Below are 12,006 nucleotides of genomic sequence, written 5' to 3'. Positions count from 1 at the left end.
CGGCACGCGGTCAGCACGACAGCGCGGCGGCGCGCTCCTGGTCGATCAGCCGGTCGAGCACGCGTCGCGACTGCACGCCGCCCGCGTCGATGTTCAGCTTCAGCAGCGGCCGGTCCGGCCAGCGCAGCAGGTTGCGCTGCTGCGCTTCGAGCATGTCGAGATCCTCGGCGAAGATCGCGCCCTGTCCGTTGCGGATCGTCTCCGTCAACGCGCGGTCGTCCACCGCGAAGCTGCGCGCCATGCCCCAGAAGTACCAGATCGACGTCTCGGTTTCCGGCGTGATGAAATCGACGACGATGCTCGACACCTTGTCGCGCGGGTCCGCGTGATAACCGCCCTTGCCCGCATGCGCGACGCCCACCTCGATCATCACGTGGCTCGGCGGCGTGAAATGGCAGATCTGCCAGCGATCGCAGCGCACGTCGTCGGCGAGCCCGTTGCCGCGCAGCGCGGCGGCCCAGAACGGCGGCGGCACGATGCCTTCCATGAAGCGGCTGGTCGTGACCGTGTCGCCGTCCACCTTCGTCGCGGGCGGCGCTTCCTCGATCTCCGGCTGGCCGATGCTCGATGCATGCACGTAGGTCTCGTGCGTGAGGTCCATCAGGTTGTCGATCATCAGCCGGTAATCGCAGTCGATGTGATAGAGGCCGCCGCCGTACGCCCAGCCCGGATCGTCGGCCCAGTGCAGCCGGTGAATCGTCGCCGGATCGGCCTGGGCCGGGTCGCCCGGCCACACCCACACGAAGCCGTGCCGCTCGACGGCCGGATAGCGGCGGATCGCCGGAATGCCGCCGACGCGCTGGCACGGCATGCTCGTGCACTTGCCGTCCGCGCCCATCGTCAGCCCGTGATAGCCGCACACGAGCCGGCCGTCGCGCACGGTGCCGAGCGACAGCGGCGCGCCGCGGTGCGGGCAGAAATCCTCGAGCGCGGCGACCGCGCCGCCCGAGTCGCGAAAGAACACCATGCGTTCGCCGCAAATCTGCCGCCCCAGCGGCTTGCCGGCGAATTCGTCAGGCGTGCAGGCCACATACCACGCGTTTTTCAGGAACATGCGTCTCCTCGATGGCGTGTACGCACGCCGTGTCTATCGTCGGATGAGCGGCGCGTCGTGCGCCGCGCGAAGGTGCCGCGTGCCGGTCAGCCGGCGTCGCGGCGAATCAGGTTGCCGCCCTTGAGCTTCGTCATCGCGCGCTGGCTGTCGAGCACGCGCCGCAGGTTGCCGTGCGCGATCTGCGCGTGCTCGCGCATCAGCGCTTCCGCGCGCGCGCCCTGACGGGATTCGATCGCGTCGAGCACCGCGCGATGCTGGGCTTGCGCGACGATCAGCGTGTCCCGCGCACGCGGATCGAGCGACTGCACGACGACGAACGCGCTCGCGGACGCGAACGGCAATGTCGCGACCTTGTCGATCTGCCGCGCGACGACGTCGCTGCCGGCCGCGGCCGCGAGCAGCCGGTGGAAGCGGGCATTCGCGTCGACGTAGCGCGAGAACGTGTCGTCGGTCAGCGGGCCGGCGAGCAGCACGTCGATCTCGTCGGCGCATGCGCGCAGGTCGCGCAGCATCGACGGCGGCACGCCGCGTTCGGCCGCGAACCGCGCGGCGAGCCCTTCGAGCGTGCCGCGCAGCTCGATCGCGTCGCCGATCTCGCGCGCCGAAAACGCGCGCACCGCAAACCCGCCGGTCGAGATCGGCTCGATCAGCCCCTCTTCCTGGAGCCGGATCAGCGCCGCGCGAACCGGCGTGCGCGATACGCCGAGCCGCTCGACGACCCACAGCTCCGAAATGCGTGCGCCGGGAGCGAGTTCTCCGCCGACGATGAGCTCGCGCAGGCCGAGCAGCGCGCGGACCGTTTGCGACGGGGAAGCGGTGCGGGTGTCGGAAGTCGGAGCGTCGAGGTCGGTCATGGCGGATATCGAGGGCAGTGCCGCATTGCCGGTGCGGGCGTGCGGAGTTATCAGGTTACTTGATAAAAGTGTATACATCGCCGCCGCGCGATCAAGCGGAATCGTGCAAATCAGCGGGTAAACCACGATCGAAACCGACGAATCGGGTTTGAGTTGTATACAGTGCGCCGGTCGCCGCGATGCAGGCGTTGCGAGCGTGTCCGCCACGCGGGCCGCGTGAGGTAAGATGGCCCGCGATCTTCCTCCAGACACCTTCATGAGTTCGACACCCGTCAAGCCGGCCGGCGCAAAACGCGCTGCCCGTGCCACCGAGACCAAACCGCCCATGCGTGCCCAGCAGCGGCTGACCTACCTGATCGGCAATCTCGATCGGCTGCTGCGCCGCCAGATGAGCGATGCGCTCGCACCCCTCGGCGTGACGCTCGCGCAATACACGGCGCTGTCGGTGCTCGAGGCGCGCGGCGCGCTGTCGAATGCGCAACTCGCGGTGCGCTCGTTCATCACGCCGCAATCCGCGAACGAGGTGATGGTCGCGATGGCGGCCCGCGGCTTCGTCACGCGCGAGGCCGATCCGAATCATGGCCGCGTGATCCTGCTGCGCCTGACCGACGAAGGCTCGGCGATCCTGCGCGAATGCGAACGGGTGCTGCGGCCGCTCGAGCGCCGGATGCTCGGCGACGACCTGACCGCCGCCGACGCCGCGCAGGTCCAGCGCACGCTCGAGCTGTTCGTGCGCAACCTGCGCGACTGAGCCGCGCTTTCGTTTCTTTCGTCGTTCCGCACGGCCTTGCCTGGCCGGCTTCCGCGCGCGTTGCGGGTTAACACCGGCGCGTCATACACTTGAAATATCAGGTTACCTGTTATTAAATCGTCCCGTCCTTCGATGGGATGACGGTCCGCACGACCGGCTGGTCGAGCGGATTTTATTTCGGACAATGAATCAGGCTACCTGATAATTCTGACGCATGGTCCGATCACGACAAAGACACCGCGCATGCGTCCCGGCATGACGCGCAGTACAAGGTTTGGAGACGACATGGACACTTCCGTTGCCGAGAGGCCGGCCGTCGCGACGACGCTCGGCCTGTGTTTCGCGATCGCGCTGCTCGAGGGGCTCGACCTGCAGTCGGTCGGCGTCGCCGCGCCGCGCATGGCTCACGAATTCGGGCTCACGGTTTCGCAGATGGGGCTCGCGTTCAGCGCCGGCACGTTCGGCCTGCTGCCGGGCGCGATGCTCGGCGGCTGGCTCGCCGACCGGGTCGGGCGCAAGCACGTGCTGATCGCGTCGGTCTGCCTGTTCGGGCTGCTGTCGATCGCGACCGCGCAGGTGTCGAGCTTCGCGATGCTGGTCGTCGTGCGCGCGCTGACCGGCCTCGGCCTCGGCGGTGCGATGCCGAACCTGATCGCGCTGTCTTCCGAAGCGGTCGACTCGCGCTCGCGCAGCAGCGCGGTCGCGGTGATGTACTGCGGCATTCCGTTCGGCGGCGTGATCGCGTCGTTGATCGGCGTGCTGCTGGCCGGCGACACCGAATGGCGGCACATCTTCTACGTCGGCGGCATCGGGCCGCTGCTGCTTGCCCCGCTGTTGCTCGCGCTGCTGCCGGAATCACGCGCGTTCCTCGACGTCAGCGCATCGGGCGCCGCGCGCCCGGGTGTCGGTCAGACGCTGTTCGGCGGCGCACGCACGGGCACCACGCTCGCGCTCTGGCTCAGCTATTTCTGCACGCTGATCGTGCTGTATTTCCTGCTGAACTGGCTGCCGTCGCTGATGGCGGCGAAGGGGCTCGCGCGCAGCCAGGCCGGGATCGTGCAGATCTTCTTCAACATCGGCAGCGGCCTCGGCGTGCTCGGCATCGGCATGTCGATGGACCGGATGCGGCCGTCGCGGGTCGTCGGCGGCATGTACGCGGGGATCGTGCTGTCGCTTGCCGCGCTCGCGATCGCGCCCGGTCTCGTATGGCTGTCCGCCGCGGCGTTCGCGGCGGGGATGTTCGTCGTCGGCGGCCAGTCGGTGCTGTATGCGCTGGCCGCGATGTACTACCCGACCGCGATGCGCGGCACCGGCGTCGGCTCCGCGGTCGCGGTGGGCCGGCTCGGCTCCGTGGTCGGCCCGCTCGCGGCCGCCGAGCTGCTCGCGATGGGCCGCAGCGCGTCGGTCGTGATCGGCGCGAGCATCCCCGTCACGCTGGTCGCCGCCGTCGCGGCGCTGGTGCTGATCCGCAGGCCGCAGGCACACGACTGAGTTTGTTTACTTTCACCCACGAGCGCCGGCAGAGCGCGATATCGACGCAGGTCTGGAGACACTAACCATGAAGCACACCAAAGCCTTGCTGGCAGCCGGCGCATGCGCGCTGGCAGCGACCGGCGCGCACGCGCAATCGAGCGTGACGCTGTACGGGATCATCGACACCGGCGTCGAATACGTGTCGCACGCGAACGCGGCCGGCGACCACGTGGTGCGGATGCCGGGCGTGACCGGCGAGATGCCGTCGCGCTGGGGCCTGCGCGGCAGCGAGGATCTCGGCGGCGGCTACCAGGCCGTGTTCGTGCTCGAAAGCGGCTTCAACGTGCGCGGCGGCGATCTCGGCCAGGGCGGGCGGCTGTTCGGCCGGCAGGCGTTCGTCGGGCTGAAGGGCGGCTTCGGCACGCTCGCGTTCGGCCGCCAGTACACGATGACCTACCTCGCGCTGCAGGGCGCGGACATCATCGGCCCCGACATCTACGGGCTCGGCTCGTTCGACGCGTACGTGCCGAACGGCCGCGCCGACAACGCGGTGACCTACCTCGGCACCTATCGCGGCGTGACGCTCGGCGCCGCCTATTCGTTCGGCCGCGACGGCGCGGGCACCGGCAACTCGCCGGGGCAGGGCACGTGCGCGGGGCAGGTGCCGGGCCACGCGGTCGAGTGCCGCAACTGGTCGGCGATGCTCAAGTACGACAGCGCGTATTTCGGTGCGGCGGCGTCGTACGAGGAGCAGCGCGGTGGCACCGGCGCGGCCGCGAACTTCTTCGACGGCGTCGCGCCGGTCGCCTTCACGAGCAGCGCGGGCAAGGACGCGCGCGTGCATGTGAGCGCGTATGCGCAGGCGGCGGGCGCGCGGATCGGCGCGGGCTGGATCGGGCGGCGCGTGTCGACCGGTTCGCCGGCCGCACCCGGCGCGCATTCCGACCTGTTCTTCGTCGGTGCGTCGTATGCGGTCAAGCCGGACTTCATCGTCGACGGCGAAGGCTATCGGATCGTCAACAGCGCGCACGACACGCGCGCGACGATGGCGACGCTGCGCGCGACCTACCTGCTGACGAAGCGCACGTCGGTCTACGCGCAAAGCTCGTATCTGTGGAACAGCGCGCATGCGCGCTACGCGGTCAGCGGCGGCGGCCCCGGCACGACGCCCGGCGCGGGGATGGGGCAGCTCGGCGCGATGGTCGGCGTCAAGCACATGTTCTGATCCGGCAACCTGACGAACGGGAGGTATCTTGAACAGAAAATCTGCATTCCTCTGCATTGCGCCGATCTCCGCGGCGATGCTTGCCGGTTGCGGCGGCGACGATTCGGTCAGCTCCGTGCCCACGCACCTGAGCGCCGCGACGCCGGCCGCGATGGCGCAGACCTGCGACGCGCTCGCCGCGAAGCTCGCGTATGCGAACACGTCGTTCACGTCGGTTGCGACCGCGGCCGCCGGTGCGCTGACGGTGGCCGGCAAGCCGATCGCCGAGCACTGCGTGATCGAAGGGAAGATGAACGAGCGCGTGAGCGCGGTGGACGGCAACACCTATGCGATCGGCTTCGAGATGCGCTTGCCGAAGGCGTGGAACGGCCGCTTCTTCTACCAGGCGAACGGCGGGCTCGACGGCAACGTCGTGACCGCGACCGGCGAGATCGGCGGCGGCGGGCCGCTGACCGATGCGCTGAACCAGGGTTTCGCGGTGATCAGCTCGGATTCCGGGCACAGCGGCGCGCAGAATCCGCTGTTCGGCCTCGATCCGCAGGCGCGGATCGACTACGGTTATGGCGCCGTCGATGCGCTGACGCCGATGGCGAAGCAGGTGATCCGTCTCGCCTACGGGAAGGCGCCCGACCGCAGCTATTTCGGCGGCTGCTCGAACGGCGGCCGTCACGCGATGGTCACGGCGGTGCGCAACCCGGCCGACTACGACGGGATCATCGCCGGCGATCCGGGTTTCCATTTGCCGAAGGCGGCGATCGGCGAGATGTACGGCGCGCAGCAGTTCGCGAAGATCGCGTCGGCGACCGGAACGAACGGGCTGCCGGATATCCGCAGCGGCTTCACCGACACGGAGCGCCGGTTCGTCGGCGCGAAGATCCTCGACAAGTGCGATGCGCTCGACGGCGTGGCCGACGGGATGGTGCAGGACGTCGCCGCGTGCCAGGCGCACTTCAGCGTCGAGACGGACATCCCGACCTGCGCGAACGGCACGCGCACCGGCGCGTGCCTGACGACCGCGCAGAAAACCGCGCTCGAGAACGTGTTCGCGGGTGCGCGCAACAGCGCGGGCACGGCGCTCTACGCGAGCTTTCCGTACGATCCGGGCGTGGCCGGCGGCGGCTGGGCCGCGTGGAAGCAATCGAATTCCATCACGCTCGATCCGGTCGCGATGGCGTTCACGTTCATGTCGCCGCCGAAAAGCACCGCGACGCTCGCGAACCTGCCCGGTTTCGCGCTCGGCTTCGACATGGACAACGACGCGCCGGCGATCTTCGCGACGAGCGGCGTGTACACGCAATCCGCGTGGTCGTTCATGACGCCGCCCGACGAGACGAACCTGTCCGCGCTGAAGTCGCGCGGCGCGAAGCTGCTCGTCTATCACGGCACGGGCGACCCGGTGTTCTCGTCGAACGACACGAGCGACTGGTACCAGCGGGTCGCGCAGGCGAACGGCGGCGATGCGTCGAGCTTCGCGCGCTTCTATCCGGTGCCCGGGATGAACCACTGTGCGGGCGGGCCGGCGGCCGACCAGTTCGACATGCTGACGCCGCTCGTCGCGTGGGTCGAGCAGGGGCAGGCGCCCACCGCGATCGTGGCCGCCGCGCGCGACACGACGAACGCGGTGCCGAATGCGGACGTGCCGGCGTCGTGGGGAGCGGGGCGTACGCGCCCGCTGTGCCCGTATCCGCAGGTGGCGCGCTACAACGGCTCCGGCGACGTGAACTCGGCGGCGAGCTTCAGTTGCCGCTGACGTAGCCGTCGATGGGATGCGCCCGGCGCGTGCAGTCGCGCGCCGGGTGTTTCGCCGCCGTACGCGACAGCCGCACTCACTCGCCGGGTTCGACCGGCACGGCGAGCTTCAGTTGCCGCTGACGTAGCCGTGGATGGGATGCGCCCGGCGCGTGCAGCCGCGCGCCGGGCGTTTCGCCGCCGCACGCGACAGCCGCACTCATTCGCCGGAATCGACCGGCACCTCGAGCCCGACCTTCACGCGGCTCATGCTCACCAGCGTCTTGAACCGCTTCACGTTGTTGTTCGCGAAGAACAGCTCGCGCGTGAGCGCGTTGTACTGATCCATGTTGCGCACGGCGAGGATCAGCACGAAATCCCATTCCCCCGTCACGTAGTAGCACTGCTGGATCTGCGGGCACCGCTCGAAGGTTCGCTTCATCGCGTCGAGCTGGTCGATCTGCTCGCTCTCGACCTCGACGTTCACGACGATCGTCAGCGGATGATCGACCTTCTCCGGCGCGACGACGGCGGTGTAGCGTGCGATCACGCCGTCTTCCGCGAGACGCTTCAAACGCCGGTTCACCGCCGCCGTCGACAGATTCACGCGTGCGCCGAGTTCGCTTTGCGGCGTCTGCGCGTCGCGCTGCACTTCCATCAACAGCTTGCGATCGAACGCATCGAGTGGGGTCGTCATGATGGTGCGCGAAACCTCGAAAGAATGAGAAATTTTTGCGTCCGGGCAGTCGATTTGGCGATTTTATTGACCCGCGTGCGCAATATTATTTTTCGGACCGACGGCGAACGCAACCCGCGCTTGCCCGATCCGACCCACCCGACGGACCGCCGGCGCGGTCCTGCTCCGGAGCCTTTCGCCATGCTGATCGCCAACCCCCGCGCGTCGCGCGCCGCCTATCCCGACGCGCTGCGCCGCGTGATGAACATCGCGTCGGCCGACGAAAGCGGCGCGTGGCTGTCGCACTGGCCGCTCGTCGGTAACGCGCGCACGCCGCTGCGCGCGCTGCCCGACCTCGCCGCGCGGCTCGGCGTCGCGAGCGTCAGCGTGAAGGACGAGTCGTGCCGCTCGCCGCTCGGCAGCTTCAAGGCACTCGGCGCGCCGATCGCGCTGGTGCGGCTCGTGAAGCGCCTGCGGCGCACCCACGGTCTCGATCCGCAAGGGCTGGTCACCGGCCGCTACGCAGCGCAGCTCGCCGACCTGACGGTGATCAGCGCGACCGACGGCAATCACGGCCGTGCGCTGGCCGCGGCCGCGCGCGCGATCGGCTGCGGCTGCGTGATCGTGCTGCACGCGAATGTCGACGCCGAGCGCGAACGCGCGATCTCGGCGTACGGCGCGCGGATCGTGCGCATCGCGGGCAACTACGACGAGTCGGTCGTATGCGCGGCGCAGCTTGCGCAGGCGAACGGCTGGTACGTCGTGTCGGATACGTCGTACGACGGCTACGAAGCGATTCCGCGCGACGTGATGCAGGGTTACGGCGTGATCGCCGCCGAGGCCGCCGCGCAGGCGGCGCAAGACGACGGGCGGCCGTTCACGCACGTGTTGCTGCAGGGCGGCGTGGGCGGCCTCGCCGCGGGCGTGGCGAGTTACCTGTGGGAGCGCGATGGCGCGCAGCGGCCGCATTTCATCGTCGTCGAGCCGCGCCAGGCCGACTGCCTGTACCAGAGCGCGCTCGCGGGGCGTGCGGCGAAGGCGACCGGCAGCGTCGATTCGGTGATGGCCGGGCTCGCGTGCGGCGAGGCGTCGCCGCTCGCATGGGATTTCCTCGAGCTGTGCATCGACCATTTCATGCTGATCGACGATGAAGATGCCGTGCAGGCGATGCGCGGCCTCGCGGCCGGCAGCGAACGGGACGTGCCGCTCGTCGCCGGCGAATCGGGCGCGGCCGGCATTGCGGGGCTGGAAGTGCTGATGCGCAACCCGGCGCTCGCGCGGCAGGCGCGGCTCGACGCAAGCTCGCGCGTGCTGGCGATCAATACCGAAGGGGCGACGGCGCCGTCCGTGTACCGGCGCTGCGTCGGCGAGACGGCCGACGCCGTGCTCGCGCGGCAGCGCGACTGGCTGAACCGCTCCGCGGTAGCGGCCTGAACGACCAAACGACCGACGAGGCAAGCGCAATGGACGCAATCGACGCAATGGAAGAAAGCACGCTGCAGGGGCGACTGAAGACCTGGCGCCGCCATCTGCACCAGCATCCGGAGACGGGTTTCGAAGAGGTGAACACGTCCGACTACGTCGCGCGCATCCTGACGACGCTCGGGCTCGACGTGCATCGCGGCATCGGCGGCACGGGGCTCGTCGCGAACCTGACAGTGGGCTCCGGCCAACGCGCGATCGGCATCCGCGCGGACATGGACGCGCTGAACATCGCCGAGCACGCGCCGGGCCGCGAACACGCGTCACGTACGCCCGGCAAGATGCATGCGTGCGGGCACGACGGCCACATGTCGATGGTGCTAGGCGCGGCGCAGCTGCTGGCCGAGCGGAAGGACTTCGACGGCACGGTGCGCTTCATCTTCCAGCCGGCCGAGGAGCATGGCCGCGGCGCGAAGGCGATGCTGGCCGATGGGCTGTTCGAGCGCTTTCCGGTCGACGCGATCTTCGGCGCGCACAACATGCCGGGCATGCGCGCGGGTACATTCTCGACGCGCGCGGGCGGCATCATGGCGAGCGAGGACAATTTCGTGATCCGAATCGATGGGCGCGGCACGCATGCGGCGCGCCCGCACATGGGCATCGATCCGCTCGTGATCGGCGCGCAGGTCGTGCTCGCGCTGCAGACGATCGTGTCGCGCAATCTCGATCCGGGCCAGCAGGCCGTGATCTCGTGCACCGAATTCATCACCGACGGGCTGCGCAACGTGCTGCCGTCGACCGTGACGATCAAGGGCGACACGCGCAGCTATTCGCGCGACGTGCGGGCGCTGCTGGAAACCCGGATGCGCGAGATCAGCGAAGGGATTTGCCGCACGCACGGCGCGGCCTGCACGTTCGACTACACGCACGAGTTCGCGCCGACGGTGAATTCCCCGGAGTGGGTCGACACGGCCGTGCAGGCCGCCGAGCATATCGCAGGCGCCGATGCGGTGAACGCCGACGTGCAGCCGATGATGATCTCCGAGGATTTCGGCGCGTTCCTGCAGGCCGTGCCCGGCAATTTCGTGTTCATCGGCAACGGCGACGCGGCCGATCGAGGCGGCGTGCCGTTGCATAACGCGACGTACGATTTCAACGACGAGATTCTGCCGGTCGGCGCGCGCTACTTCGCGGAAGTGGCGCGGCGCGCGTTGCGGGCCCGCTGATACGCATCGTTTGACGGTCAGGCGCGCTGGCGCTCACTCCGCCGTGTCGGGCCCGCATCCGGCGAGGTCGCGGATTCGAGCTTCAGCCCATAGTAGAACGCGACCAGCAGCGCGAGCCACGCCGGGCCGACGAGCAGTGCGACGCGCGTGTCGGGGAAGTACGCCATCAAGCCGATCACGAATGCGAGGAACCCCAGCGCGAACCACGAACCGTAAGGCCAGAATGGCATGCGAAAGCCGAGCGTGCGCCGTTCGCTCGGTGCGAGGGACTGGCGGAATTTCATCTGCGTAACGAGGATCACGCCCCAGGTCCAGATCGCGCCGAACGTGGAGATGGACGTGACCCAGACGAAGACCTTCTCGGGAACGAGGTAGTTCAGCAGCACGCCGGCCAGCAAGGCGGCCGCCGAGACGAGAATCGCCCGGCGCGGCACGCCGCCGGCGGTCGTCACGCCGAACCCGCGCGGTGCATGACCCTGTTGCGCCAGGCTGTACAGCATGCGGCCGGTACTGAAGATGCCTCCATTGCACGACGAAAGCGCGGCAGTCAGCACGACGAAGTTGATGATCCCGGCGGCGGTCTTGATGCCGAGCCGCTCGAACGTCATCACGAACGGGCTGCCTTGCGTGCCGATCTCGTTCCACGGGTAGATCGACAGGATGACGAACAGCGCGCCGCCGTAGAAGATCACGATGCGCCAGAACACGGAGTTGATCGCGTTCGGAATGGACTTCTGCGGATTGGCCGCTTCGCCTGCCGTCAAGCCGATCATTTCGACGCCGAGGTACGCAAACATGACCATTTGCATCGACATCATGACGCCCTGCATGCCGTTCGGGAGAAAGCCGCCGTGCGCCCACAGGTTCGAGATGCCGGTCGGCGCGCCATGATTGCCGTAGCCGAACACGATCATGCCGAGACCGACGGCGATCATCACGACGATCGTCACGACCTTGATCAGCGCGAACCAGAATTCGAGTTCGCCGTATGCCTTGACCGTCAATAAATTGACGGAGCCCATCATGCCCAGCGCGGCGAGCGCCCAGATCCAGCGCGGCACGTCGGGAAACCAGATACCCATGTAGATGCCGACCGCGGTGATTTCCGCGATGCACGTGACCAGCCAGAGAAACCAGTAGTTCCATCCGGTGAGGTAGCCGGCGAGCGGGCCGAGATAATTGCGCGCGTAGCGGCTGAACGATCCGGCAACGGGCTCGTGCACGGCCATTTCACCTAGCGCGCGCATGATGACGAAGATGACCGCGCCGCCGATGATGTACGAAAGAATGATGGCGGGCCCCGCCATTTTGATTGCGTTGGCCGAGCCGAGAAACAAGCCGACGCCGATAGCGGCGCCGAGCGCCATCAGGCGCATCTGTCGTTGTCCGAGACCTCGATGTAGATCCGATTCGTTTTGTTGCATCAGGACACTCTCTTTGCAATTGAAGGAAAGGGGGCGCGACGGGTTCGCAAGCGCGGAACGACTCTGCCGGATTCGCGCGCGATCGAGACAACCGTGGTCAGCCGTGCCGGTCGCTTTCGGTGCGAGGCCGGGCAGGCGCGATGGTCGGGTGGGCTGTCGGTTAACGATGAAAC

General features: G+C 68.3%; 11 protein-coding genes. 6 read left to right on the top strand and 5 right to left on the bottom strand.

Annotated features, from left to right (window positions below):
* Positions 1–10 precede the first annotated feature (10 nt).
* A complete protein-coding gene (locus GD429_RS04045; protein WP_152855787.1) occupies positions 11–1,054 on the bottom strand; it encodes an aromatic ring-hydroxylating oxygenase subunit alpha in 1,044 nt (347 codons plus the stop codon).
* An 86-nt stretch (positions 1,055–1,140) separates the two neighbouring features.
* Positions 1,141–1,908 (bottom strand): GntR family transcriptional regulator, encoded by a 768-nt coding sequence (locus GD429_RS04040; protein ID WP_152855992.1) that lies wholly within the window; start codon positions 1,906–1,908, stop codon positions 1,141–1,143.
* 256 nt (positions 1,909–2,164) lie between these two features.
* Between GD429_RS04040 and GD429_RS04035 the strand changes: the two genes are divergently transcribed.
* The 4 genes from GD429_RS04035 (at position 2,165) to GD429_RS04020 (ending at position 7,107) form a co-directional block, all read left to right on the top strand.
* Positions 2,165–2,659: a MarR family winged helix-turn-helix transcriptional regulator gene (locus GD429_RS04035; RefSeq protein ID WP_174419567.1), complete on the top strand. Its 495-nt coding sequence runs from the start codon at positions 2,165–2,167 to the stop codon at positions 2,657–2,659.
* A 285-nt stretch (positions 2,660–2,944) separates the two neighbouring features.
* The gene (gene mhpT, locus GD429_RS04030) at positions 2,945–4,150 is read left to right on the top strand and encodes a 3-(3-hydroxy-phenyl)propionate transporter MhpT (RefSeq protein ID WP_152855785.1); all 1,206 of its coding nucleotides are present in this window, start codon (positions 2,945–2,947) and stop codon (positions 4,148–4,150) included.
* Positions 4,151–4,217: 67 nt separating this feature from the next.
* Positions 4,218–5,357, top strand: coding sequence for a porin (locus tag GD429_RS04025; RefSeq protein ID WP_152855784.1), 1,140 nt, complete (start codon positions 4,218–4,220; stop codon positions 5,355–5,357).
* 28 nt (positions 5,358–5,385) lie between these two features.
* On the top strand, positions 5,386–7,107 hold the full coding sequence (locus GD429_RS04020; RefSeq protein WP_152855783.1) for a tannase/feruloyl esterase family alpha/beta hydrolase: 1,722 nt from the start codon (positions 5,386–5,388) through the stop codon (positions 7,105–7,107).
* Between the two features lie 76 nt (positions 7,108–7,183).
* Here the strand turns inward: GD429_RS04020 and GD429_RS41565 are convergent, their stop codons facing one another.
* Together GD429_RS41565 and GD429_RS04015 are read right to left on the bottom strand one after the other, a co-directional pair.
* Positions 7,184–7,309: a hypothetical protein gene (locus GD429_RS41565; RefSeq protein WP_265334666.1), complete on the bottom strand. Its 126-nt coding sequence runs from the start codon at positions 7,307–7,309 to the stop codon at positions 7,184–7,186.
* Positions 7,306–7,782 carry an Lrp/AsnC family transcriptional regulator gene (locus GD429_RS04015; protein WP_152855782.1) on the bottom strand — a complete coding sequence of 159 codons (477 nt, stop codon included), beginning with the start codon at positions 7,780–7,782 and terminating at the stop codon, positions 7,306–7,308. Before GD429_RS04015 ends, GD429_RS41565 begins: the two co-directional genes overlap by 4 nt.
* Positions 7,783–7,962: 180 nt before the next feature.
* Here GD429_RS04015 and GD429_RS04010 point away from each other — a divergent pair, with 180 nt between their 5' ends.
* Entirely contained in the window at positions 7,963–9,195 is a 1,233-nt protein-coding gene (locus tag GD429_RS04010; RefSeq protein ID WP_152855781.1) for a diaminopropionate ammonia-lyase, read from the top strand.
* Positions 9,196–9,224: 29 nt separating this feature from the next.
* Positions 9,225–10,409, top strand: coding sequence for a M20 aminoacylase family protein (locus GD429_RS04005; protein WP_152855780.1), 1,185 nt, complete (start codon positions 9,225–9,227; stop codon positions 10,407–10,409).
* A gap of 17 nt (positions 10,410–10,426) precedes the next feature.
* Here the strand turns inward: GD429_RS04005 and GD429_RS04000 are convergent, their stop codons facing one another.
* Positions 10,427–11,833, bottom strand: a complete 1,407-nt coding sequence (locus tag GD429_RS04000; protein ID WP_152855779.1) for an amino acid permease — start codon at positions 11,831–11,833, stop codon at positions 10,427–10,429.
* Positions 11,834–12,006 lie beyond the last annotated feature (173 nt).

The sequence above is a fragment of the Burkholderia sp. BE17 genome (genome assembly GCF_009362305.1).
In the GTDB taxonomy this organism is placed as follows: domain Bacteria; phylum Pseudomonadota; class Gammaproteobacteria; order Burkholderiales; family Burkholderiaceae; genus Burkholderia; species Burkholderia pyrrocinia_C.
This window is presented reverse-complemented; position numbering and strand designations above follow the sequence as displayed.